We start from the raw sequence: 24,191 nt of genomic DNA, 5'->3' as shown, positions 1-24,191 counted from the left end.
CCCCCGGACTAACCCCCAATGACCACGCAGCACCGTTCGCTCGACGACCTGCTGCTGTACCGGCTGTCGCGGGTGGTCGGCGTGGCGGGTGGCATGGTGATCCGGCTGTGCGAGGGCCGCTTCGGCATCACGCGGCGCGAATGGCGGCTGATCGTGGTGCTCGCGCGCCGCGGCGAACTGGGCTCCTCCCAGCTGGCCGAGCATGCCCAGCTCGATCGCGCCCGCACCTCCAAGGCCGTCGGTTCGCTGGTCGAAAAACAGCTGGTCTCGCGCGTGGCCCGCGTGGGCGACCGGCGGCAGGTGCTGCTGGACCTGACCGAGGCGGGGCACGCGCTGTACGCGGAGCTTTTTCCGCTGGTCACCAGGATCAATGCCGAGCTGATAAGCGCCCTGAGCGGCGAAGACGCGGCGCGCCTGGACCAAATCCTGCACCTCCTGCAGGCGCAGGCCGAGCGCATGGTGGCAGTGGCCGTGCTGCCCAAGGCGGACCGGGGCCGCCGCGGGGCGGGCGGCATCAGGCCACCTTCATCACGGTCGCCTTGACGATGCCGCGGTGGCGCACCTGGTTGCTTGCCAGGCGGTGCGCTGCGGCGCCGCCTTCATCGGCGAGCGCCTCAACGCCGTATCAGGCCACGGCTCGTTGCTGCTGTTGTCCGTATTCCTGGTCGCCGTCGCTCGCGATGCGCATCTTCGGCAGGAACTGCGGGTGCTCGCGCTGCATGAAGTCGATCAGCCCTTCGCGCACGCTGCAGCGCAGGTCGAACGCAAGGCCCGATGTTGCCGCGGTGCACAGCACGCGGATCTGCATGGTGCGCTCGGTCGCATCGGTCACTCGCAGGTTGAAGAAGCGGCCGTCCCATTCGGGTGCGGCCTTCACGATGCGCTCGACCTCCGCGCGCAGCGGCGCGAGCGGCATGCCGTAGTCGACGTAGATGAACACGGCGCCCAGCAGCTGCGCCGAGTGCCGCGTCCAGTTCTGGAACGGCTTCTCGATGAAGTAGGTGAGTGGCAGGATCAGCCGGCGCTCGTCCCAGATCTTGAGGACGACGAAGGTGCCCGTGATCTCCTCGACGCGGCCCCATTCGCCCTCGACCACGAGCACGTCGTCGATGCGGATGGGCTGCGCCAGCGCGATCTGCAGGCCCGCAATGAGGTTGCTGAACACCGGCTTGGCCGCGAGGCCGGCCACGATGCCGATCACGCCGGCCGAGGCCAGCAGGCTCGCGCCCACCTGGCGCGCACCCGGAAAGGTCATGAGCATCATCGCGCCGCCGGCCACCAGCACCACCGTCATGGCGGTGCGCGCCAGCACGCGTGTCTGCGTGAGCACGCGGCGCGCCTGCAGATTGTCGTCGATGTCGGAGGGGTTCTGGGCGAGCACGCCTTCGGCGAAGCCGCTGATGGCCTTCACCGTGAGCCAGGTGGCGGCGGCGATGAGCAGCAGTCCGTTGAGGTGGCGAACGTTGCCGATGAAGCGAAGGTCGTCAGGCGCCGCCTGGAAGATGAGCAGCAGCGCCACCAGCGGCAGCACGAGCCGTGCCGGCGCGTTGCAGTTGATCACCATCGCGTGCACCGTGGGTACGGGGCGGGTGATGCGCTTCAGGACAAGGCCGCCGATGCGGTGAACCAGAAGAGCGAGCGGGATGGCGACGAGGATGGCAATCCATGTGCCGAACCAGGGGTGGGCAAGTATCTCTTTGGTCATCAGGCGGTGGTCGTCGTGGCTGCTGTTGTCTCGTTCAGGGGTTGAAGAATGCGCGCCGCGTCGTCGCGCAGCTGCGTGGCGAGTGCCGTGGCGAGGTCGAGCCGGCGCAGCAGCCAGGGGCTGATGTCGTTGTCGAACGGGTCGGGCAGGGGGATCGGGCCACCCACGGTGGTCGAGCCGGCGCTCTCGGGTTGAGAGGGGCCGGTGGTAGGAATGGTTCCGATGGCCGCTTCGATGCGCTGCGCGGTGCGGCTGATCGGGCCTTCGACCTCTGCGGGCGTGAGGCGGTCACGCCGCAGCACCAGCATCGACTTCACGGCGCTCAACTGCGCAAGCAGCTGGTAGCTGTGTGCCTGCAGGTGCTCGAGCGGCTCCAGCGGCGGCTGCACCGCGCGCGGCTCCGAGAGCGAGCGCTGCGTGGCCTGCACCAGCGCCGAGAGGCTGTCGTAGGCCTCGCGGCGCGCGAGCCGCCATTCGAGCTCGGGGCTGCTGTCGATGGCCTTGAGCTGGCCCAGGCCGAGCGCGAGCCGCGCATGCCGCGCCTGTGCGGTGAGCACGCGCGACACCAGCGCCGGAATCTGCGTGCGCTCCCACGAGGGCAGCACGTAGCAGAAGCCCCAGGCCAGCGCGGCGCCAATGAGCGTGTCGGCGATGCGCTCGAAGAGCGCGAAGATCGGCGCGATGCCCACGTTCAGCATGTGGGCCTGCACCAGGCCGAGCACGGTGGCGGCCACGGCGGTAATGAGGTAGCGCCGCACTGCGAAGCTGTGCGCGATGGCCTGCGCCACCGTGACGATGACCAGCAGCATCAGCGCCGACGGGTGCGCCGACAGCAGCCCCACCGCGAGCACGCAGCCCAGCAGCGTGCCGGCCACGCGCGCGTTGCGGCGCTCCAGCGTCTGCGACAGGCTGCCGCGCAGCACGACCACGATGGTCAGCAGGATCCAGTAGTCGTGCGAGCCCCAGGGCATCGACACCGCGATGGCGTAGCCGGCTGCGATGGCCAGCGCGGCGCGGATGGCGTGGCGCAGCGGCGGCTGGTCCCAGCTCCACAGCGTGAAGAAGGGGCGCAGCGACCAGTCGGTAGGGCTCACGAAGAGCTGCCAGTTGGCGCGCACCACGGCGAGGTTGGGCTCGGCGTCGCCGCGCGCCATGGCCGACAGGCGCAGCACCTCGTCGTTGATGTGGCCGATGCGGCTGGCCAGCCCGCGCGCGAGCATGGCGGCCGTGGGGCCGATGTGGCCGCCGCTGCCGCCGTGCATGTCGGCGCTGTCGTCGGCCGAGACGTGGATGGCCGCCAGGCGTGGGCGGCGGTCGGCTATGGCCTCGGGGTGGCGGCCCATCATGAGGGCGTCGGCCAGCGCGATGGTCTCGTCGGCGAGCTCTTCGAGCACGCGGCGCATCTCGATCAGCGCCTCGGCGTGCGCGGGGTGGGCGCGCAGGGTGTCGAGGTCGAGCTCGCTGGCCAGCAGCTGGTCGCGCATCTCGAGCACGATCACCAGCATGGCGGCCAGGCGCTGGCGGCGCGGAGTGCGCGGCGACTCGAGCACGATGTCGCGCGTGGCCTGCAACTGGTCGGCCAGCGCGGCCTGCTCGCGCAGCAGTTGGCCCAGCAAGGGCGCGGGAGTGTCGCGCACGTCGCGGGTCTCGTCCTGCGGCAGGAACTGGCTGGCCTCGGTTCGCATCAGCGCGGCCAGCGAATACAGCACGTCGGCCACCGACTGGGTGCGAAAGCGCCCGTTGAGCGCGAGGTTGGCCAGCGTGGCCCAGATCACGTAAAGGCCCGCGCCCAGTCCGAAGTGCCAGGTGCGCTCGATGGCGTCGGCCATGCCGGCGGGCGGCGGCGTGGCCATGGAGAACACCATCGAGAACATCACCGCGATGGCGATCGGGATGCCGCGCTTGCCCCAGGCCATGGCCAGGAAGGCGACGAAGGTGGCGGGCACCAGCACCAGCCCGAGCCGGATGGGGGCACTGTGCAGCATCTGCACCGCGAAGAAGAGCGGCAGCCCGATGAGCGGCGCCGGCAGCATCTGCAGGAACTTGCCGCGGCGTGGGCCGGGCAAGTCGGGCGGCGCGGTGACGATCACGCCGGTGGCGGCCGCAGAGGCCGCAATGGTGCCGAGCCAGAGGTGGATGCCGCCCGAGATGAACAGCAGGCCCAGCGCAACGGTGAGCCCGCTCGCGACGTAGTGGCTCAGCGCGATGCGCAGAGCGGCACGAACGCGGGGCGCGGCGTGGGGCCCCAGCATCGTCACTTGGCGGGCGTGTCGCCCTCGGAGGGGCCACTGGCGGCGGGTGCGTCGCGGCGGATGCGCGTGAGCTTGCGGGGGGCGGGTGCGGCGGCGGGTGCCGGGGCGGCGCCTTCGGCAGCTTCATCCGCGAAGTCGACCACGGTGCTGCGGGCGTACAGGTCGACCGAGGCGTCGGCGGCATTCGACTTGGTCGAGGCGGACACGGCGCGCACGCGGTCGCTGGCGCGCAGCTTGTCGTCCACGTTGGCAAACTTCGAATACTTGGCGAGCAGCGGCACCAGCTGGCCGTAGATGCGCGGGGCGCCGGCCAGGCATTCGCGCTGTTCGAGGAACTCGGGCTCGCCCGTGAAGTTGCCGATCAGGCCGCCGGCCTCGGTCACCAGCAGCGAACCCGCGGCCACGTCCCAGGGATTCAGGCCGGTCTCGAAGAAGGCGTCGGTGAAGCCGGCCGCCACGTAGGCGAGGTCGAGTGCGGCGGCGCCGGGGCGGCGCAGGCCGGCCGCGCGGGGCATCATGTCCGCCATGATGGCCAGGTACTGCTTGAAGTTGTCGCCGGTGCGGAACGGGAAGCCGGTGGAGATCAGGCACTCGTTGAGGCGGGTGCGCTTGGAGACGCGGATGCGGCGCTCGTTCATGTAGGCGCCGCGGCCCTTGGTGGCGGTGAACAGGTCGTTGCGGGTGGGGTCGTACACCACGGCCTGCTCGATCTTGCCGCGCACCGACAGCGCGATGGACACGCAGTACACCGGGAAGCCGTGGATGAAATTGGTGGTGCCGTCGAGCGGATCGATGATCCAGACGTAGTCGGAGTCCTTGGCGCCGTGTTCGGTGCCCGATTCTTCGGCCAGGATGCCGTGCCCCGGGTACGCGCCAAGCAGCGTCTCGATGATCGCTTTTTCGCTGGCGTGATCGACTTCGGTGACGAAGTCGTTGACCTGCTTCTGGGAGATGCGAACGGCCTCGACGTCGAGGGCGGCGCGGTTGATGATCGCGCCGGCGGCGCGTGCGGCCTTGACGGCCACGTTGAGCATGGGATGCAGGTTGGGGGACGACATTGGATTGTGGGAAGAACGGTGGGGAGGCCCCCGGAGGCGGCCCGGCGATGCGGGCAGCGAGAATCGGGGGATTTTACCGGCTCCGCCGTTTCGTGTCTCCAAATCCGCCATGCGCACCCGTTTCATCCTGATCCAGACCAGCCACGCCGGCAACGTGGGCGCCGCCGCCCGCGCCATGAAAACCATGGGTTTTTCCGACCTCGTACTGGTGGCGCCGCGCTGGGCTAACGTGCTGCGGCGCGAGGAAACCATCCAGCGCGCGAGCGGCGCGCTCGACGTGCTGACCAACGCCCGCATCGTAGAAACGCTGGACGAAGCCCTCGACGGCGTCACCCACCTGTGCGCCACGGCCATGATCCCGCGCGACTTCGGCCCGCCCACGCGCACGCCCCGGGAGCACCTGGAACCCCTGGCCAAACAGGGCGACCAGCACGTGGCCTTCCTGTTCGGCTCCGAGCGATTTGGCATGCGCAACGAGGACGTCTACCGCTGCAACGTGGCCCTGAGCATCCCGACCGATCCGAAGTTCGGCTCGCTCAACCTGGGCGCGGCGATCCAGGTGGTGGCCTACGAGTGGCGGCTCGCGCTCGGTGGCTACGAGGTGCGCGAAGCCATCAACCCCGTGCAGGCGGCCGATGCGCAGGCGGTGGCCGGCATGCTCGACCACTGGGAGCGCTCGCTCGTGGAGATCGGTTTCCTCGATCCCGAAGCGCCCAAGAAGCTGATGCCGCGGCTGCAGCAGCTTTTCAACCGCGCCCAGCCTACGCCGGAGGAAATCCACATCCTGCGTGGCATCGCCAAGGCCATGGCCGACGCCGCCAAGGCACCCAAGGCCGGCAAAAGCTCCTGAATAAAAAACCCCTTCGGCCCTACGCGAAGACCCCCGGCCTTAGACTGCTTCGCCCCTATCGATATAACGACAACAGACAGAAGGCAGCGATGTTCACTCGACTGCGCGCCGACATCCGGTGCATCCTCGAACGCGACCCGGCCGCCCGCAGCGCATGGGAAGTGATCACGGTCTACCCCGGCTTCCATGCCGTGGTGCTGCATCGCTGGGCGCACGCCTGTTGGACGCATGGCTTCAAGTGGCCCGCGCGCTTCATCGCGCACTGGGCGCGCTGGCTCACCGGCATCGAGATCCATCCGGCCGCCAAGCTCGGCGAGCGCGTGTTCTTCGACCACGCCATGGGCGTGGTGGTCGGCGAGACGGCCGAGATCGGCGACGGCTGCACCATCTACCAGGGCGTGACGCTGGGCGGCACCTCGCTCTACAAGGGCGCCAAGCGGCACCCGACGCTGGGGCGTGATGTGGTGGTGAGCGCGGGGGCCAAGGTGCTGGGCGGCTTCGTCGTGGGCGATGGCGCCAAGATCGGCAGCAACGCGGTGGTCATCAAGCCGGTGCCGGCGGGGGCGACCGCGGTGGGCATTCCCGCACGCATCATTCCGTCGAAGACCGGCGAAAGCGCCGATGTGGCCGCGCCGCAGAAGTTCTCCGCCTACGGCATCACGCAGGAAGACGACCCGCTGAGCCAGGCGCTGCGCGGGCTGATCGACAGCGCATCGAGCCAGGAGCACCAGATCGCGCTGCTGTGGCAGGCCATCGAGAAGCTGTCGGCGCAGCCGGGCACCAAGGATTGCGTGCCGGGCGATGCGGCGCGCGACGAGAACTTCGAGGCGGACAAGCTCACGCAGCTGGTGGGCAAGTAAGAAGCCCGATCAGCCGCCCCGCTTGGCCGGCGCGTGCAGCGCCCCGTGCACATGGCCTGCGTGCTGGCCGAAGGTCTCAGGAGCGAGGGAGGCGGTGTCCAGTTCCTGCAGGATGCCGCAGGCGTTGGCCGATTCGGGGCCGCAGCATTGTTGGCGCAGCGCCTTCAGTTGCTTCTCCAGCATCTTGAGTTCGGCGATGCGCGTGGCCACGTGGCCGATGTGGTCGTCCAGCAACTGGTTGACCTCGCCGCAGTCGTCCTGTGGCGCGTCGCGGAATTTCAGCAGGCTGCGGATCTCGTCGAGCGTCATGTCGAGCGAGCGGCAGCGGCGGATGAAGCCCAGGCGCTGGGCATGGTCTTCGTCGTAGATGCGGTAGTTGCCATCGGTGCGCGCGGGCTCGGGCAGCAGTTGCTCGCGCTCGTAGTACCGGATGGTTTCGACCGGCGTGTTCGCGACCTTGGCCAGTTCCCCGATTTTCATGATGCGGCAAATGAACGAGTGGGAATGAGCGTTTGACTCTACACCTGCTTCAGGGTTTCCAATCGATGCCATGACGAATCAGAACGCCCTGAAGCCGGTGACGCCGGCCCTTCATCCGCACGACCACGACCACGATCATGGTCACGACCACGCGCCCGGGCATGCGCATTCCCCTGCCGCAACATCCTGCTGCGGCGATCCGGTCTGCGGCTCGTCGCCCGCCATCGACGCGGCCGATATTCCCAAGGGCGCCTTGCTCTTTCGCATTCCCACGATGGATTGCGCCGTCGAGGAATCCGAGATCCGCCGTGCGCTCGAGCCGGTCGCGGGGGTCAAGGGCCTGCGCTTCCGGCTTGGCGAACGCACCATGGCCATCACCACCGACGACGGCGTGCTGCCCCAGGCGCTCGCCGCGATCCGCAAGGCCGGCTTCAAGCCCGAGCCGCTGAACGCAGAGGGTGCCGCGGCAGCCGCGCCCGCGAAGATCGCCGGCATGAGCATCGGGCTTGCACGCCTGGTGGCTGCACTGCTGCTGGCCATCGCGGCCGAATCGATCTCCTTCATGGGGTTCGAGAGCAAGGGCTTCATGGCGGCCGAGATGGTGCTGGCGCTGGGCGCGATCGGCCTCGCCGGTCTCGACACCTACAAGAAGGGCTTTGCCGCATTGGTGCGCGGGCGCCTGAACATCAACGCGCTGATGGCCGTGGCCGTCACCGGTGCTTTCATCATCGGCCAGTGGCCCGAAGCCGCGATGGTGATGGCGCTCTATGCCATCGCGGAACTGATCGAAGCGCGCGCCGTGGACCGCGCGCGCAATGCCATCCAGAGCCTGCTGGCGCTCGCGCCCGAGCAGGCCGAGGTGAAGCAGGCCGACGGCAGCTGGCGCACCGTGATGGCCAGCGAGGTGGTGCTGGATGCCATTGCGCGCATCCGCCCCGGCGAGCGCGTGCCGCTGGACGGTGTCGTCACCGAAGGCACCAGCGCCATCGACCAGGCGCCGGTCACGGGCGAGAGCATTCCGGTCGACAAGACCGTCGGCGACCCGGTGTTCGCGGGCACCATCAACCAGACCGCCGGGCTGGAGTTCCGCGTGACGGCGGTGGCGGCCAACACCACCTTGGCGCGCATCATCCACGCGGTCGAGGAGGCGCAGGGTTCGCGCGCGCCGACGCAGCGCTTCGTCGACAGGTTCGCCGCCATCTATACGCCCACCGTCTTTGTGCTGGCGCTGGCCGTGGCTGTGCTCACGCCGCTGTTCATGGACTGGACGTGGCTGCAGGCCATCTACAAGGCGTTGGTGCTGCTGGTCATCGCCTGCCCGTGCGCGCTGGTGATCTCGACGCCCGTCACCGTGGTGAGCGCGCTGGCCGCGGCCGCGCGGCGCGGCATTCTCATCAAGGGCGGCACGTACCTCGAAGAGGCGCGCAGGCTCAAGGCGGTTGCGCTCGACAAGACCGGCACCGTCACCGAAGGCAAGCCGAAGCTGGTCGATTCGGTGCTGGTCGACACCTCGGGCAACGAGGCCACGGTGTTCACCATAGCTGCCAGCATCGCGGGCCGTTCGGACCACCCGGTGTCGAAGGCCATCGCCGAAGGCCTGAAGGGGCCGCAAGGCGAAGTCGGCGACTTCGCCGCGCTGCCCGGCCGCGGCGTGCAGGCCACGCACGCGGGGCAGGCCTACGTGCTCGGCAACCACCGCCTGATCGAGGAGCGAGGCCTGTGCACGCCGTCGCTCGAAGCCGAACTGAAGCGCCATGAAGAGGCGGGCCGCACCGTCACGCTGCTGGCATCGGACAAGGCCGTGCTCGCGCTGTTCGCCGTGGCCGACACCATCAAGGAATCGTCGCAGGCCGCGGTGGCGGAACTGCGTGCGCTCGGCGTCGTGCCCGTGATGCTCACCGGCGACAACGCCGCCACCGCGAAGGCCATCGGCGCCCACGCCGGCATCGACGACGTGCGCGGCAACCTGCTGCCCGAGGAGAAGCTCAACGCCGTCAAGGCCATGCAGCAGCGCTACGGCGCCGCCGCGATGACCGGCGACGGCATCAACGACGCCCCCGCGCTCGCGCAGGCCGACATCGGTTTCGCGATGGGCGGGGCCGGCACCGACACCGCGATGGAGGCGGCCGACGTGGTCATCATGAACGACGACCTGCGCCGCATCCCCGAGACCATCCGCCTGTCGCGCCGGGCGCATTCGGTACTGTGGCAGAACATCACGCTGGCGCTGGGCATCAAGGCCGTGTTCTTCGTGCTCGCGGTGTTCGGCAGCGCGACCATGTGGATGGCGGTGTTCGCGGACATGGGGGCGAGCCTGCTGGTGGTGGCGAACGGGCTGCGTCTGATGCGCGCGCAAAGGTAGAGTAGAAGCCACGGCTTCACTTCACCAGCGTGCAGCCCACGCCTCCAGCGGCACCCGCGCCGCATTGCACACATAGCTCACGGAGTGATACCACCCCGCGAGCATCATCAGCTCGATCAGCTGCGCATGGCTCCAGTGCGCGCCCAGGGCCTCCCACAGTGCATCGTCCACATTGCTCGTGTCGTGCAACTGGTCGACCATCGATACCAGAAGCCGGTCGCGCGGTGCGAGCAATGAAAGATCGCCATCGGCCGATGCCATCACTCGCCGGTCGGTTTCGCTGAAGCCGGCCGCGTCGGCGAAACCGGCCCAGTGCACGCCCCATTCGTATTCGGCACCGCAGCGGACACAGACCCGCAGGATGACGATCTCGCGTTCGCGCAGGCCGATGGCCGCCTTGCGGCCCAGCAGGTAGCGGCCCAGGTCGAGCGTGCGTTCGGCCAGCGCAGGGTTCACGGCCATCACGCGGAACAGCGCGAGGATTTCGGGCGCCTGCGGCGGCGTCATGCGCTGGAGCAGTTCGCCGATGGGCTCGGGATAGGGCGCTTCGAGCGGGGGAATCCTCGGCGTGGGGTTTGCGGCTGTGTCGGCCATGGACGGTTCCTTCAATGCAATGATGGAAATCGCTACGAAAAGCGTAGCGATTCGCTGCAGTCTATCGCTACGAAATGCGTAGCGCAAGCGCGTACACTCGCCGAACGACCGATCAACCGAAGGACCCGGCATGGAAGACGCACAACCCACGGCATCGCGCCGGCCCATCATGCGGCTGCTGGAGCAGCTCGGCCGCAAGGGCACGCTGCGCATCCTGTGGGAGCTGCGCGACGGGCTGCCGCAGAGCTTCAGGGCGTTGCGCACCAGCACGGACGACATGTCGCCCTCGGTGCTGAACGACCGGCTCAAGGAGCTGCGCGCTGTCGGCGTGGTCGAGCTTGCCGATGCAGGCTATGCGCTCACCGAGTCGGGCGGCGAACTCGTCAAGCGCCTCGCGCCGCTGAACCAATGGGCCAACCGCTGGCTCGACGACACGGCTTCGAACTAACATCCGCCGCATTGCCTTCCGTACTCCCGTCTCCCGATGTCTGTCACTTCGCTCCTGCTGCAACTCATCGTCATCCTGATCACCGCGCGCCTGTGCGGATGGATTCTTCGCCACGTGGGCCAGCCGGGCGTCGTCGGCGAGATGGCGGCGGGGCTGATGCTCGGGCCGGTCGTGATGGGGGCGCTGTTTCCCTCGCTGCATGCGCAGCTGTTCTCCAAGGAGTCGCTGCAGGGGCTTTCGTCGCTGTCGACGCTGGGGCTGGTGCTGTTCATGTTCGTGGTCGGCCTGGAGCTGCGGGCGTCGCAGGGCGTGCGTGAGCAGCTTCGCTCGGCGGGCTACGTGGGCGTGCTGAGCGTGGCCGTGCCGATGGCGCTGGGCCTGGCGATCGCGCCGGCGCTGCATCCGGCGCTCGCGCCGGCCGGGGTCGCGTTCTGGCCGTTCGCGCTGTTCATCGCGGCGGCGCTGTCGATCACCGCCTTTCCCGTGATGGCGCGCATCCTGAAAGACCGCGGCATGACGCGCACGCCCTTCGGCCAACTGTCGCTGGGTGCCGCGGCCGTGGTCGACGTGTTCGCCTGGATCCTGTTGGCCGTCGTGGTCGCGCTGGTCGGCGCGGGCGAGGGCTACCGGGGCCTGCTCAAGACCACGCTGGGCATGGCGGTGGTGCTGCTGGCGCTGTTCTTCGGGCTCAAGCCAGCCTTCGCGCGGCTGCTGCGCGCCAAGGCGCCCGAGGGCGAGCCCTCGACCACGGTGATGGCGGCGCTGATGATCGGCCTGCTGGCGACGGCGCTGGTCACCGAGTGGCTGCACCTGCATGCGGTGTTCGGTGCCTTCCTGTTCGGCGCCTGCCTGCCGCGCGACGACCGGCTGCTGAAGTCGCTCACCGAGCGCATCGAGCCGATTTCCATCGTCGTGCTGATGCCGCTGTTCTTCGCGCTGGCGGGACTGGGCACCACGGCCAATGCCTTCTCGGGCGCGAGCCTTGGCGCAATGCTGCTGATCGTGGGCGTGGCCACCGTGGGCAAGATCGCAGGCGGCGCGGCCGGCGCACGCATGGCGGGCTACGGCTGGCGCGACAGCCTCGCCACGGGCTCGCTGATGAATGCGCGCGGTCTGATGGAACTCATCGTGATGAAGATCGGCCTCGATGCCGGGCTGATCGGCCCCGAGCTGTTCACGATGCTGCTGGTGATGGCGCTCGTGACCACGGCAATGACGGGGCCGCTGATCAACCTGTTCATCGGCCGCAAGGCAGCAGTCGCGTCGGACGGCGCTCACGCCAAGTCCTGACGGCGGTTCAGCCGTCGCGGCGCACTGTGAAGCCGATGCGCGTCTCGCCGCCCTGGCTCGCCGCGAACACGCGCCCGCCGTGCATGCGCGCGATGGCTTCCACGATGGACAGGCCCAGGCCGTGGTGCCGAGGCGAGCCGTCGCGGGCCGGTGCCGCGCGATAGAAGCGCTCGAACAGGCGAGGCAACGCGGCGGGGTCGATCGGCTCGCCCCGATTGACCACCGCCAAGGTGACCTCGCTGTGGTTCTTCTCGCTCCCGATCTCGATGCGGATCATCGAGGCAGGCGCCGCGAAACGGATGGCATTGCCCAGCAGGTTGAAGAGGGCGCGCCGGACCAGCGCGGCGTCCACGTCGGCCATGGCGTGGCCCTTCACCTCGGCGCGCAGGCCGGCTTCTTCCAGCATGGCGTCGTAGAAGTCGATCACGTCGCCCGCCTGCGCCGCCAGGCTGGCCGCCGCCCGTGTGCGCACCGGCATGCCGCGTTCGGCCTGCGAGAGAAACAGCATGTCGGTGACGATGCCCGCGAGCCGCCCGATCTCTTCGAGGTTGGACGCGAGCACGGCCTGCAGCTCCTCGTTGCCGCGCGGACGCGTGAGCGCGAGTTCGGTGGCGCCGATCAGGTTGGCCAGCGGCGTGCGCAACTCGTGCGCCACGTCGGCATTGAAGGATTCGAGCTGCACATAGGCGCGCTGCACCCGCAGCAGCAGCGCGTTGAACTGGGTGATCCAGGGGCGCAGCTCTTCGGCGAAGTCCATCGCATCGATGGGGCAGTTGGCCTTGTCGGGCGCCATTGCAGCGGTGCGCTCGGCCAGCGCCTTGAGCGGGCGCAGGCCGCGCCGCACCAGCCACATGCCCGTGAGCGAGACCAGCGCCGTGCCCAGCACGACGGCGCCCAGCAGTGTCCATCCGAGTCGCTCCAGCAGGCGGTCTTCCTGCGCCGTGTTCACGCCGAGCTGAACCTGCAACTGCGTCGTCAGGCCACTCTGCTGCCAGGGCACCAAGAGGTTGCGCCGCATCCAGCGGCTGCCGGCTGTGGGACTGGACTGGAAAAGCTGCTTGCCCGCATGCGAGATCGACAGGCTCACGTCGTCCTGCATCGAGAAGAAGTCGTCGAGCTTGTGCCGCAGGAAGACGAGGTCGCCGCCTTTGTCGGCCTCCTTGAGCAGGTGCTCCACCAGCACTGCCTTCTGGTTGAGCTCCTCTTCCTGTTTCTGCCCGAAGCTCCAGGCCGTGACGAGGTAGATGGCGAAGCAGATCACGCTGAGCCCGAACAGGGTCTGCGCGGCGAACCAGAGCGACAACCGGCTCTGGAGTGAGTGCGGCCGGGCGGTCAAGACCAGGAGCGGTCTTCGAGGACGTAGCCCATGCCGCGCACGGTGTGCAGCAGCTTCACCTCGAACGGATCGTCGAGCTTGCTGCGCAGGCGCCGAATGGCCACTTCCACCACGTTGGTGTCGCTGTCGAAGTTCATGTCCCACACCTGCTCGGCGAGCGTGGTGCGCGACAGGATCTGGCCGCGCCGGCGCAGCAGCACCAGCAGCAGCGTGAACTCCTTGGCCGTGAGGTCGAGCCGCGTGCGGTTGCGCATGCACTTGCGGCTGACGAGATCGACCTCCAGGTCGGCCAGCCGCAGCACGGTGGATTCCTGCTGCTTGCCGCGGCGCAGCAGCGCCTGCACGCGCGCCAGCAGTTCGGAGAAGGAGAAGGGCTTGACGAGGTAGTCGTCCGCGCCCTGCTGCAGCCCCTGCACGCGGTCCTCGACCTTGTCGCGCGCCGTCAGCACCAGCACGGGCACGTTCTTCGTGCGGCGGATGGCCTGCAGCACGGCAAAGCCGTCGATGCCGGGCAGCATCACGTCGAGCAGGACGAGGGCGTAGTCGCCCTCGGTGGCGAGGTACCTCCCCTCGATGCCGTCGCGAGCGATATCCACGACGTAGCCGTTCTCCTCGAGCCCCTTTTTCAGGTAGTCGCCCAGTTTGGGTTCGTCTTCTATGACAAGGATCCGCATTCACGCATGGTATCGAAGCGCTTTTGATACGGGGATTACGATTTGGTAATCCTATTGACGGACGAAGCCTTCACCCGGTGTCATACATTGCGCCGGGCCCGCGGGCCGCAAGGCCTTTGCCCGAGCCTGCCGCGCGCCGCCGATATACTTTTTGCTCCCATGCGCCGCTGGTTTCTCATCTTCCTGCTCGTCCTGTTGCCGTTCCAGTTCAGCTGGGCGTCGGCATCGGCGTACTGCCAGCATGAGCGCGACACGCAGCCCGAGCACTGGGGCCATCACGAAAGCGAAACCCGCGGCACCGACCGCAGCCACAGCGGGGAGGGCGCGCAGAAGAACTCCAGCACCCAGCCGAATGCCGTGGTCGGCGACTGCGCGGTCTGCCATTCCGGCAGCGTGCAGCATGCAGAAGCTTCGGCGGAGCCGGCGAAGGCCGTGGCGCGCGTGGCCCCGGCCCTGCGCGCGACGTCCGCCGAGCGCTTCGCCTCGCACATCTCCGACGTTCCAGTCCGTCCCGACTGGTCTCTCGCCCTTTGATTCGGCGAGAGAACACCCCCTTTTCTGATTTCCACCATCAGCTGAGCTCTCGCCGAATTCGTCTGTCCGTTGTTTCGCAACCCAGGAGAATTCGATGCGCACGCTCTTCGTGCCGCTGGCCGCGTTGGCCATGGCGGCGCCCCCGGCTTTTTCACAGGTCACACCGACCGCTGCCGGCTCCCCGTATTCACAGCCATCCGGCGCGGCGGCCCGCACGCTGGAGCCCTCAGGCCCGCTGACGCTGGGCAACGCCGTCGCGATGGCGTTGCAGGCCAACCCCGGCCTGTCCGCGGCATCCCGCGAGCAGGACGCCACCGAGGCCGCCATCGTCCAGGCCGGCGCCTGGCCCAACCCCACGCTCGATGCGCAGGTGGAAGACCTGCGCCGCGACAACCGCACCACCACGCTGCAGCTGAGCCAGCCGCTCGAACTGGGCGGCAAGCGCGCCGCCCGCGTGACGGCGGCCGAGCGCGCGAGAGACCAGGCCGTCTCTGCGCTGGCCGGCCGCCGCGCGGAGATCCGCGCGGCGACGGTCACCGCCTTCTTCGACGTGCTGACCTCGCAGGAGCGCCTGCGGCTCGCGCAGGATTCCGCCGGACTCGCGCAGACGGCCACCCGCGCAGCGGCCAACCGCGTGGCAGCTGGCAAGGTCTCGCCGCTGGAAGAAACCAGGGCGCGCGTGGCCGAGGCCGGCATCCGCGTCGAGCTGCAGCAGGCGGAGGGCGCGCTGCGCTCGGCGCGCCGGCAGCTGGCCGCGCTGTGGGGCAACCCGAGCCCGCGCTTCACGCAGGTGGAAGGCGCGGTCGACCAACTGCCGGCGATGGTGCCGGCGCAAGAGGTGGAAAGCCGCCTGGGTGCCGCGCCCGCGGTGCGGCAGGCGCGGCTCGAAGTCGAGCGGCGCAAGGCGCTGTCCGAACTGGAGCGGGCCAGGCGCATTCCCGACCTGACTGTGTCGCTCGGTGCCAAGCGCGTGCCGTCCTCCGAGGGCGAGACCGGTGGCAGCCGCCGCAACCAGGTGGTCGTGGGCCTGTCGGTTCCGTTGCCGATCTTCGACACCAACCGCGGCAACGTCGCCGAGGCCCTGAGCCGCGAAGAGAAGGCCCGCGACGACCTCGCCGCCGCCGAGTTGCAGCTGGGCGCAGACGTTATGCAGGCTTCGGAGCGGCTGCGCTCCGCGCGCGCCACCGCGCAGACGCTGCAACGCGATGCGCTGCCTGGCGCCGAAGCCGCCTACAAGGCCGCGACCAAGGGCTTCGAGCTCGGCAAGTTCAGCTTTCTTGAAGCGCTCGATGCGCAGCGCACGCTGTTCCAGGTGCGTGCGCAGTACCTGCTCGCACTGGCCGACGCGCACCGCGCGGCCGGCGACCTCGACCGGCTGCTCGGCAACGATGCCAGCGACTTCTCTCCCGCGACGGCGCCCATTGCGCGCTGACAAGCAAGGAATTCCAAAGATCATGAACACCGAAGAACGCAAACCTTTCGCTGAAAAAAGCGGGGGCAGGAAGCAGTGGATCGCCATCGCGGTCGTCGTGGTGCTGGGCCTTGGCGCAGGCGCGATGATTCTGCGCCCCGCACCCGCCAAGCCCGAAGCGGCAGGCCATTCGGAGGCCACGGGGCACGGCGACGGCGAGCATCACGAAGAAGAAGGCCAAGAAGGCCACAAGGAAGCCGGGGCGCAGGGCAAGGACCACGATCACAGCCATGGCGAAGCCTCGGGCCATATCGACAAGGAGCACCACGAAGAGGGCAAGCGGGAAGCCAGCCACGAGCCTGCCGGCCACAAGGAAGACGAAGAGAAGATCGCCTTCACGGACGAGCAGATCAAGGCGGCCGACGTGAGCATCGAGAGCGCCGGCCCCGCGCGCATCAAGACGTCGCTGCAGCTGCCCGGCGAGATCAAGTTCAACCAGGACCGCACGGCCCACGTGGTGCCGCGCGTGGCGGGCGTGGTCGACAGCGTGCCGGCCAACCTGGGGCAGGAAGTGAAGCGTGGCCAGGTGCTCGCGGTGCTGTCGAGCCCGGGTCTTTCGGAGCAGCGCAGCGAATTGCAGTCGGCGCAGCGCCGGCTGCAGCTGGCCCGCACCACCTACGAGCGCGAGAAGAAGCTGTGGGAAGAAAAGATCTCCGCGCAGCAGGACTACCTGCAAGCCCAGCAGGCGATGCAGGAGGCGCAGATCGCAGTGGCCAACGCCAACCAGAAGCTGCTGGCGCTCGGCGCCACGCCCGGCTCGTCGGCGCTGGGCCGATACGAGCTGCGCGCGCCCTTCGACGGCATGGTGGTCGAGAAGCACATCTCGCTCGGCGAGTCGGTGGGAGAAGCCGTCAACGTTTTCACCATCTCCGACCTGTCGACCGTGTGGGCCGAGATCAGCGTGGCCGCCAACAACCTGAACCTGGTGCGCATCGGCGAGCGTGTGACCATCCGCTCGACCTCGTTCGACCAGACGGCCAGTGGCACGGTGTCGTACGTGGGCTCGCTGATCGGCGCGCAGACGCGCACCGCCACCGCGCGCGTCACGCTCACCAACCCGCAGCGCATCTGGCGCCCGGGCCTGTTCGTGAACGTCGAGCTCGTGGCCTCCGAGATGGATGCGCCCGTGACCGTCTCGGCCGAGGCGGTGCAGACGGTGGAGGACAAGCCGACTGTGTTCCTCAGGGTGCCCGGCGGCTTCGTGCCGCAGCATGTGCAGACCGGGCGCAGCGACGGCAAGCGTATCGAGATCGTGAGCGGACTGGAGCCCGGCGCGGCCCATGCCGCCAGCGGCAGCTTCGTCGTGAAGTCGCAGCAGGGCAAGAGCTCGGCCACGCACACCCACTGAGGACGCCTGCATGTTCGAACGCATCATTCGCTTTTCCATCGAACAGCGCTGGCTGATCCTGCTCGCCGTGCTCGGCATGGCCGCACTCGGCATCTTCAGCTACCAGAAGCTGCCCATCGACGCGGTACCCGACATCACCAACGTGCAGGTGCAGATCAACACTGCCGCACCCGGCTATTCGCCGCTTGAGGCCGAGCAGCGCGTGACCTACCCGATCGAGACGGTGATGGCCGGGCTGCCGGGCTTGCAGCAGACCCGTTCGCTGTCGCGCTACGGCCTGTCGCAGGTCACGGTGATCTTCAAGGACGGCATCGACATCTACTTCGCGCGGCAGCTCGTCAACGAGCGCATCCAGTCTGCGCGGGAAAGCATGCCGAGCGGCATTTCGCCGGTGGTCGGGCCGATCTCGACCGGCCTCGGCGAGATCTACCTCTGGACCGTCGAGGCGCTGGAGGGGGCGAAGAAGGCCGACGGCAAGCCGTACTCGCCCACCGACCTGCGCGAGATCCAGGACTGGATCATCAAGCCGCAGTTGCGCAACGTGGCGGGCGTGACCGAGATCAACTCCATCGGCGGTTACGCCAAGGAGTTCCAGATCGCGCCCGACCCCGCCAAGCTGCTGGCCCACGGCCTCACGATGACCGACTTGGTCACCGCGCTGGAGCGCAACAACGCCAACGTGGGCGCGGGCTACATCGAGAAGCGCGGCGAGCAGTACCTCATTCGCGCGCCGGGGCAGGTGAAGTCGGTGGAAGACATCGGCAACGTGATCCTCGGCAACGCAGGCGGCATTCCGCTGCGCGTGCAGGACGTGGCCGAGGTCGGCATCGGCAAGGAACTGCGCACCGGCGCGGCCACCGACAACGGCCGCGAAGTGGTGCTCGGAACCGTGTTCATGCTGATCGGCGAGAACAGCCGCACCGTGTCGCAGGCTGTCGACAAGAAGATGCGGGAGATCAACCGCACGCTGCCCGCTGGCGTGAAGGTCGTGACGGTGTACGACCGCACGGTGCTGGTCGACAAGGCCATCACTACGGTGAAGAAGAACCTGTTCGAGGGCGCGGTGCTGGTCATCGCCATCCTGTTCCTGTTCCTCGGCAACATCCGTGCGGCGCTGATCACTGCGCTGGTGATTCCGCTGTCGATGCTCTTCACCTTCACCGGCATGGTGAACCAGAAGGTCAGCGCCAACCTCATGAGCCTGGGCGCGCTGGACTTCGGCATCATCATCGACGGCGCGGTGGTGATCGTGGAGAACTGCGTGCGAAGGCTGGCCCATGCGCAGTCACACAAGGGGCGGCCGCTGACGCGCAGCGAGCGCTTCCACGAAGTGTTCGCGGCCTCGCAGGAGGCGAGGCGCCCGCTGCTGTTCGGCCAGCTGATCATCATGATCGTGTACCTGCCGATCTTTGCGCTCACGGGCGTCGAGGGCAAGCTGTTCCACCCGATGGCTTTCACCGTGGTGATTGCCCTGCTGGGCGCGATGATCCTGTCGATCACCTTCATCCCCGCGGCCGTGGCGCTGTTCATTGGCAGCAAGGTCAGCGAGAAGGAGAACCGCCTGATGGTGTGGGCCAAGCGCGGCTACGAGCCGCTGCTCGCGCGCGTCATGTCGGCCAAGCCGCTGGTCATTACCCTGGCCGCGGTGGCGGTGGTGCTGTCGGGTCTGCTGGCGACGCGCCTGGGCACGGAGTTCGTGCCGAGCCTGAGCGAGGGAGATTTCGCGATCCAGGCGCTTCGCATCCCGGGCACGAGCCTCACGCAGTCGGTCGAGATGCAGAAGCAGCTCGAACGCACGCTGAAGGCGAGGTTTCCGGAGATCGAGCGCGTGTTCGCGCGCACGGGCACGGCCGAGATTGCATCGGACCCGATGCCACCGAACATCTCCGACGGCTACATCATGCTCAAGCCCGAGAGCGAGTGGCCCAAGCCGAAGCGCACGCGGGAAGAGCTGCTGGCCGCCGTGCAGGAAGAGGTGGAAAAGCTGCCGGGCAACAACTACGAGTTTTCGCAGCCGATCCAGCTGCGCTTCAACGAACTGATCTCAGGCGTGCGCAGCGACGTGGCCGTGAAGATCTTCGGCGACGACATGGACGTGCTGAACAAGACCGCGGCCGAGGTATCGGGCGTGCTGGGCAAGATCGCCGGCGCGGCCGAGGTGAAGGTCGAGCAGACCACCGGCCTGCCGATGCTCACGGTGAACATCGACCGCAACAAGACCGCGCGTTACGGCCTCAACGTGGGCGACGTGCAGGACGCGATCTCGGCGGCGGTCGGCGGGCGCGAGGCGGGCACGCTGTTCGACGGCGACCGGCGCTTCGACATCATCGTGCGACTGCCCGAGGAACTTCGCACCGACCTGGAAGCCATCAAGCGCCTGCCCGTGGCGCTGCCCAAGGGCGCGGGCGCCGAGGGCCTGCGCACCAGCTTCATCCCGCTGGGCGAGGTGGCAACGCTGGACATCGCGCCCGGCCCCAACCAGGTGAGCCGAGAGGACGGCAAGCGCCGAATCGTGGTCAGCGCCAACGTGCGCGGCCGCGACCTCGGCTCCTTCGTGGCCGAGGCCGAGGAGGCGATGGGCAAGGTGAAGATCCCCGCCGGCTACTGGACCGTGTGGGGCGGCCAGTACGAGAACCTCGCCTCGGCCACCGAACGGCTGCAGGTGGTGGTGCCGGTGTCGCTGCTGCTGGTGTTCACGCTGCTGTTCGCGATGTTCGGCAACCTCAAGGACGGCCTGCTGGTGTTCACAGGCATCCCCTTCGCGCTCACGGGCGGCATCGTGGCACTGTGGATGCGCGGCATTCCGCTGTCGATCTCGGCGGCGGTGGGCTTCATCGCGCTGTCGGGCGTGGCGGTGCTCAACGGGCTGGTGATGATCTCGTTCATCCGCAACCTGCGCGAAGGCGGCCTGCCGCTGGACGCCGCGATCCGCGAAGGCGCGCTCACGCGGCTGCGGCCGGTGCTGATGACGGCGCTGGTCGCTTCGCTGGGTTTCGTGCCGATGGCCATCGCCACCGGTACCGGTGCCGAGGTGCAGCGGCCGCTGGCGACGGTGGTGATCGGCGGTATTCTTTCGTCGACCGCGCTGACGCTGCTGGTGCTGCCGCTGCTCTACCGCATCGCGCATCGGCGGGAGGAGGAAGGCGAGCGCGAGGCCTGGCGCCTCAGCGCCTGATGGCGGATTTCGGCCTGAACGCCTTGCAGACCGAATCGTCCGTCTCGAGGTACGGCCCGCCGATCAGGTCGATGCAATAAGGCACCGCTGCAAAGATGCCGGGTACGACCTGCACGCCTTCTGTGTCCTTGAGCCCTTCGAGCGTCTCCGCAATCGACTTCGGCTGCCCCGGCAGGTTGATGATCAGGCTCTTGCCACGGATCACCGCCACCTGCCGCGACAGGATCGCCGTCGGCACAAAGCGCAGGCTGATCTGGCGCATCTGTTCGCCGAAGCCGGGCATTTCCTTGTGGGCCACGGCCAGCGTGGCCTCTGGGGTCACGTCGCGCAGGGCGGGGCCGGTGCCGCCGGTGGTCAGCACCAGCGAGCAGCCGGCGTCGACCAGTTCGATCAGCGTCGCGCTGATGCGGTCGGCCTCGTCGGGGATCAGTCGGGGCTCGAATTCGATGGGGTTCTTCAGTGCCCGGCCGAGCCACTCCTTCAGCGCAGGCAGGCCCTTGTCTTCGTAGGTGCCGCTGGAGGCGCGGTCGCTGATCGAGACGATGCCGATGCGAACAGAGTCCGGTGCGCTCATGGTGTTGCTCCTTCCCGGGAGGGGAGGGAGAAAGACAAGGGGCTCATGCGTCGTCTTCCCGGTCTTGTGCGGCGGCGGCCGCCGCATGGTCCGCGCCTCCGTGCACTGCCAGTTGCGCGCGCACGAGCTGAAAGATTTCGCGATAGGCCTTGCCCTGGCGCGGCGCTTCGCCGGCCGGGCCGGACTTCATGTCCTTGCGGGCCTGGCGCACCAGCGCGCGCAGCTGTTGCGAGTCGGTGGCGGGATGGGTTTCGATCCAGCCGCCCAGGGCGTCGTCGTCGGCAATCAGCCGGTCGCGCCACCGTTCGGCCTCGTGCAGGGCGGCGGTTTCGGCGGCCGGCACGCTGTTCTGTTCGCTCAGGGCGAGCTTCACGGCCTCGAGCACTTCGGGCTCCAGCTTGCGCATGAGCTTGCCGATGAACTGCATCTGGCGGCGCTTGCCCTCGAAATTGGTGATGCGCCTGGCCTCGGCGATGGCGTCGACCAGTTTCTCGTCGAGCTGGAGTGCGTCGAACAGGCCGGCGCGCAGTGTGAGCAGCTCGGTGCCGAGCTTCTGCAGTTCGTCGCTTTCGCGCTTGAGATCGGTGCGGCTGGCTTCGTCGGAGCCCTTGAGCTCGCGCTTGAGCTCAAGGTCGAGTTCGCTGCCTTCGGCTACGAACTGGCCACGGACGAAATAGCCTTTTTTGGGTTTGCGGGACATGAGGTGGATTCTGGGCCGCACCGTGCGGCGTTGCAACGCGTGCAATGCGCAGTGGGAAGCTGGGGGGAAAACGGGAAATGGGGGGCGCAAGTATCATAGCCACCACATGACGACATCCTCCTCGCGCGCCGATTCCGGCTTCGCCTACAGCCGCTCCTTCTTCGAAAACCTGGTCGACTCGGCCTTGGCCCATGCCAAGAAGCTCGGCGCCACCGACGCCGGGGCCGAGGCCTCCGAGGGCTGCGGCCTGAGCGTCTCGGTACGCAAGGGCGAGCTGGAAAACGTCGAGCGCAACCGCGACAAGTCGCTGGGCATCACGGTCTACGTGGGCCACCGCCGCGGCAACGCCAGCACCTCCGACTTCTCCGACGCCGCCATCAAGCAGACCGTGCAGGCGGCCTACGACATCGCCCGCTTCACGGCCGAAGACCCCGTCAGCGGCCTGCCGGACGAAGAGGACATCGCCAAGGTGCACCCCGAACTCGACCTGTTCCATCCCTGGGACGTGACGAGCGAGCAGGCCGCCAGGCTGGCGCTGGAATGCGAAGAGGCGGCCCTGACGACCGACAAGCGCATCACCAACAGCGAAGGCGCGGGCGTCTCGGCGCAGCAGAGCCACTTCTTCAGCGCCCACACGCACGGCTTTCGCGGCGGCTATGCCAGCTCGCGGCACTCGATCTCGGTGGCGCCCATCGCCGGCAAGGGCGACGACATGCAGCGCGATGCCTGGTACAGCTCCATGCGCTCGGCCGGCGAACTGGCCAGCCCGCAGGCCGTGGGCCGCTACGCCGCCGAACGGGCGCTGAGCCGCCTGAAGTCGCGCAAGATCAAGACCACCGAATGCCCGGTGCTGTTCGAGTCGCCGCTGGCCGTGGGCCTGCTGGGCGGGCTGGTGCAGGCCGTGAGCGGCGGTGCGCTGTACCGCAAGAGCAGCTTCCTGCTCGACTCGCTGGGAAAGCCAGTGCTGCCCAAGCACGTCGATGTGGCCGAAGACCCGCACCTCATTCGCGGCAAGGGCAGTTCGCCCTTTGACGACGAAGGCGTGACCACGCGGGCGCGCAAGGTGGTCGATGCCGGCCGCCTCGAAGGCTACTTTCTCTCGACCTACTCGGCCCGCAAGCTGGGTATGAAGACCACCGGCAACGCCGGCGGTTCGCACAACCTGACGCTGAGCTCGCGCCTCACCAAGCACGGCGACGACCTCGACGCCATGCTCGCCAAGCTCGGCACCGGCCTGTTCGTGATCGAGCTGATGGGCCAGGGCGTGAACTACGTGACCGGCGACTACTCGCGCGGCGCCAGTGGCTTCTGGGTTGAGAAGGGCCGCATCGCCTTCCCGGTGCAGGAGATCACCATCGCCGGCAACCTGAAGGACATGCTCATGGGCATCGAGGCCATCGGGGCCGATGCCTACACCTTCGGCGCCAAGACCACGGGGTCGGTCCTGGTGAACCGCATGAAGATCGCGGGCAGCTGAGCCCCTGGGCGGGCGCCCGCCCACCGGTCACTTCTTTGCAGTTTCTGCGGGCGGTGCGATCAGGTGCTCGAGCATGCGCCGCGCATTGAGCGGCAGGTCTTCCGACGAACGCACGCAAGCCATCAGCGTGCGTTCCGCCCAGGTGTCGGAGAGCGAGGCGCGCGCAATCTTCATCGAACGCGCGCAGCGTTCGGCCGCGGTCTGGGGCACGATGCCGACGCCGATGCCGTACTCCACCATGCGGCACACGGCCTCGAAGTTGCGCACGCGCACCCGGTAGGCCAGGTGCTTGCCGAGCGCGCGCACATGCTGGGTGATCAGCTGCTGCAGCGCACTGTTCGCAGGCAGGCCTACGAATTCGCTGTCGACCACGTCGGCCAGCCGCAGGCGCCGGCGTCCGGCCAGCGCGTGGCCGCGGGGCATCACGAGCACGAGGTCGTCGCGGCGAAAGGGGTGGCATTCCAGGCCTTCGCTGTCGATGGCGTCCGAGACGATGCCGATGTCGCACAGGCCGCCGCGTAGCGCTTCCACAGTGTCCGGACTGGCGCGCTCCTCGAGGTCGACCGAAATGCGCGGATGCTCGGCGAGAAAGCGGCTCAGCACCTCGGGAAGGTGCTCGGTCAGCGCCGAGGTGCCGCACATGAAGCGCACGTGGCCCTTGAGGCCCTGGCCGTATTCGCCGAGCTCGCCGCGCAGGCGTTCCATCTGCTGCAGAACGACGCGCGCATGGTGCAGCAGCGTGCGGCCGGCTTCGGTGGCGCGCACGCCCTGCGCGTGGCGCGTGAGCAGCGGGCTGCCGAGGGCGTCTTCCATGCCGCGCACGCGCTGGCTCGCGGAGGCCAGCGTCATGTGCGAACGCCCGGCGCCGCTGGTGAGGCTGCCGGCTTCGACCACGTTGAGAAAAAGCCGAAGGTCGGTGAGATCGAATCGCATGGTTCGGCGGAGTGTGCATCAAGAGCCTCAGTCCCAGCCTGAGGCCGGCTCTGCGAACACCGCATTTCCC

General features: G+C 68.3%; 21 protein-coding genes. 11 read left to right on the top strand and 10 right to left on the bottom strand.

Features of this window, described 5'->3' with window-relative positions; all coding sequences use genetic code 11:
• The first annotated feature begins 18 nt into the window (after positions 1-18).
• Entirely contained in the window at positions 19-543 is a 525-nt protein-coding gene (locus tag PMI12_RS14585) for a MarR family winged helix-turn-helix transcriptional regulator (protein ID WP_007833731.1), read from the top strand.
• A gap of 82 nt (positions 544-625) precedes the next feature.
• Here PMI12_RS14585 and PMI12_RS14580 read toward each other — a convergent pair whose 3' ends face one another.
• The 3 genes from PMI12_RS14580 to PMI12_RS14570 are packed head-to-tail and all read right to left on the bottom strand — an operon-like array spanning position 626 to position 5,015.
• A complete protein-coding gene (locus PMI12_RS14580) occupies positions 626-1,705 on the bottom strand; it encodes a mechanosensitive ion channel family protein (protein WP_007833730.1) in 1,080 nt (359 codons plus the stop codon).
• Positions 1,705-3,957 carry an FUSC family protein gene (locus PMI12_RS14575; protein WP_007833729.1) on the bottom strand — a complete coding sequence of 751 codons (2,253 nt, stop codon included), beginning with the start codon at positions 3,955-3,957 and terminating at the stop codon, positions 1,705-1,707. The genes PMI12_RS14580 and PMI12_RS14575 overlap by 1 nt, the downstream gene beginning before the upstream one ends.
• 2 nt (positions 3,958-3,959) lie before the next feature.
• A complete protein-coding gene (locus PMI12_RS14570) occupies positions 3,960-5,015 on the bottom strand; it encodes an inositol monophosphatase family protein (protein ID WP_007833728.1) in 1,056 nt (351 codons plus the stop codon).
• Between the two features lie 109 nt (positions 5,016-5,124).
• On the opposite strand from PMI12_RS14570, the gene PMI12_RS14565 reads away from it, so the two are divergent.
• Together PMI12_RS14565 and cysE are read left to right on the top strand one after the other, a co-directional pair.
• On the top strand, positions 5,125-5,865 hold the full coding sequence (locus PMI12_RS14565; RefSeq protein WP_007833727.1) for an RNA methyltransferase: 741 nt from the start codon (positions 5,125-5,127) through the stop codon (positions 5,863-5,865).
• A gap of 89 nt (positions 5,866-5,954) precedes the next feature.
• A complete protein-coding gene (gene cysE, locus PMI12_RS14560; RefSeq protein ID WP_007833726.1) occupies positions 5,955-6,725 on the top strand; it encodes a serine O-acetyltransferase in 771 nt (256 codons plus the stop codon).
• A 9-nt stretch (positions 6,726-6,734) separates the two neighbouring features.
• Here the strand turns inward: cysE and cadR are convergent, their stop codons facing one another.
• Complete coding sequence (gene cadR / locus PMI12_RS14555) at positions 6,735-7,205, bottom strand: Cd(II)/Pb(II)-responsive transcriptional regulator (RefSeq protein ID WP_007833725.1); 471 nt, start codon at positions 7,203-7,205, stop codon at positions 6,735-6,737.
• Between the two features lie 70 nt (positions 7,206-7,275).
• On the opposite strand from cadR, the gene PMI12_RS14550 reads away from it, so the two are divergent.
• Positions 7,276-9,567 carry a heavy metal translocating P-type ATPase gene (locus tag PMI12_RS14550; RefSeq protein WP_007833724.1) on the top strand — a complete coding sequence of 764 codons (2,292 nt, stop codon included), beginning with the start codon at positions 7,276-7,278 and terminating at the stop codon, positions 9,565-9,567.
• Between the two features lie 21 nt (positions 9,568-9,588).
• Here the strand turns inward: PMI12_RS14550 and PMI12_RS14545 are convergent, their stop codons facing one another.
• Positions 9,589-10,161, bottom strand: a complete 573-nt coding sequence (locus tag PMI12_RS14545) for a carboxymuconolactone decarboxylase family protein (RefSeq protein WP_007833721.1) — start codon at positions 10,159-10,161, stop codon at positions 9,589-9,591.
• Positions 10,162-10,291: 130 nt separating this feature from the next.
• Here PMI12_RS14545 and PMI12_RS14540 point away from each other — a divergent pair, with 130 nt between their 5' ends.
• Together PMI12_RS14540 and PMI12_RS14535 are read left to right on the top strand one after the other, a co-directional pair.
• A complete protein-coding gene (locus PMI12_RS14540) occupies positions 10,292-10,609 on the top strand; it encodes a winged helix-turn-helix transcriptional regulator (RefSeq protein ID WP_007833720.1) in 318 nt (105 codons plus the stop codon).
• A gap of 36 nt (positions 10,610-10,645) precedes the next feature.
• Positions 10,646-11,899, top strand: a complete 1,254-nt coding sequence (locus PMI12_RS14535) for a cation:proton antiporter (RefSeq protein WP_007833718.1) — start codon at positions 10,646-10,648, stop codon at positions 11,897-11,899.
• A 7-nt stretch (positions 11,900-11,906) separates the two neighbouring features.
• Here the strand turns inward: PMI12_RS14535 and PMI12_RS14530 are convergent, their stop codons facing one another.
• Both PMI12_RS14530 and PMI12_RS14525 read right to left on the bottom strand, forming a co-directional pair.
• Positions 11,907-13,235, bottom strand: coding sequence for a heavy metal sensor histidine kinase (locus tag PMI12_RS14530; protein ID WP_007833717.1), 1,329 nt, complete (start codon positions 13,233-13,235; stop codon positions 11,907-11,909).
• Positions 13,232-13,909 (bottom strand): heavy metal response regulator transcription factor, encoded by a 678-nt coding sequence (locus PMI12_RS14525; protein ID WP_007833715.1) that lies wholly within the window; start codon positions 13,907-13,909, stop codon positions 13,232-13,234. Before PMI12_RS14525 ends, PMI12_RS14530 begins: the two co-directional genes overlap by 4 nt.
• A 159-nt stretch (positions 13,910-14,068) precedes the next feature.
• Here PMI12_RS14525 and czcI point away from each other — a divergent pair, with 159 nt between their 5' ends.
• From czcI to PMI12_RS14505, 4 genes are all read left to right on the top strand, one after another.
• Positions 14,069-14,443 carry a cation efflux protein, CzcI family gene (gene czcI / locus PMI12_RS14520; protein ID WP_007833713.1) on the top strand — a complete coding sequence of 125 codons (375 nt, stop codon included), beginning with the start codon at positions 14,069-14,071 and terminating at the stop codon, positions 14,441-14,443.
• A gap of 94 nt (positions 14,444-14,537) precedes the next feature.
• Positions 14,538-15,875: a TolC family protein gene (locus PMI12_RS14515; RefSeq protein WP_007833712.1), complete on the top strand. Its 1,338-nt coding sequence runs from the start codon at positions 14,538-14,540 to the stop codon at positions 15,873-15,875.
• 22 nt (positions 15,876-15,897) lie between these two features.
• A complete protein-coding gene (locus PMI12_RS14510; RefSeq protein WP_007833709.1) occupies positions 15,898-17,262 on the top strand; it encodes an efflux RND transporter periplasmic adaptor subunit in 1,365 nt (454 codons plus the stop codon).
• 10 nt (positions 17,263-17,272) lie between these two features.
• A complete protein-coding gene (locus tag PMI12_RS14505; protein ID WP_007833708.1) occupies positions 17,273-20,437 on the top strand; it encodes a CusA/CzcA family heavy metal efflux RND transporter in 3,165 nt (1,054 codons plus the stop codon).
• Here PMI12_RS14505 and mog read toward each other — a convergent pair.
• A complete protein-coding gene (gene mog / locus PMI12_RS14500; protein WP_007833706.1) occupies positions 20,427-21,011 on the bottom strand; it encodes a molybdopterin adenylyltransferase in 585 nt (194 codons plus the stop codon). The genes PMI12_RS14505 and mog overlap by 11 nt on opposite strands.
• A 43-nt stretch (positions 21,012-21,054) precedes the next feature.
• Positions 21,055-21,711: a ribosome biogenesis factor YjgA gene (gene yjgA / locus PMI12_RS14495; protein WP_007833704.1), complete on the bottom strand. Its 657-nt coding sequence runs from the start codon at positions 21,709-21,711 to the stop codon at positions 21,055-21,057.
• A 106-nt stretch (positions 21,712-21,817) separates the two neighbouring features.
• Here yjgA and pmbA point away from each other — a divergent pair, with 106 nt between their 5' ends.
• Positions 21,818-23,188: a metalloprotease PmbA gene (gene pmbA / locus PMI12_RS14490; protein WP_007833703.1), complete on the top strand. Its 1,371-nt coding sequence runs from the start codon at positions 21,818-21,820 to the stop codon at positions 23,186-23,188.
• A 27-nt stretch (positions 23,189-23,215) separates the two neighbouring features.
• Here pmbA and PMI12_RS14485 read toward each other — a convergent pair whose 3' ends face one another.
• The gene (locus tag PMI12_RS14485; protein ID WP_007833695.1) at positions 23,216-24,121 is read right to left on the bottom strand and encodes a LysR family transcriptional regulator; all 906 of its coding nucleotides are present in this window, start codon (positions 24,119-24,121) and stop codon (positions 23,216-23,218) included.
• Positions 24,122-24,191 lie beyond the last annotated feature (70 nt).

It is taken from the genome of Variovorax sp. CF313 (genome assembly GCF_000282635.1).
Lineage (GTDB): Bacteria > Pseudomonadota > Gammaproteobacteria > Burkholderiales > Burkholderiaceae_C > Variovorax.
The sequence above is the reverse complement of the archived record's forward strand: the minus strand, read 5'-3'. Positions and strand labels throughout refer to the sequence as shown.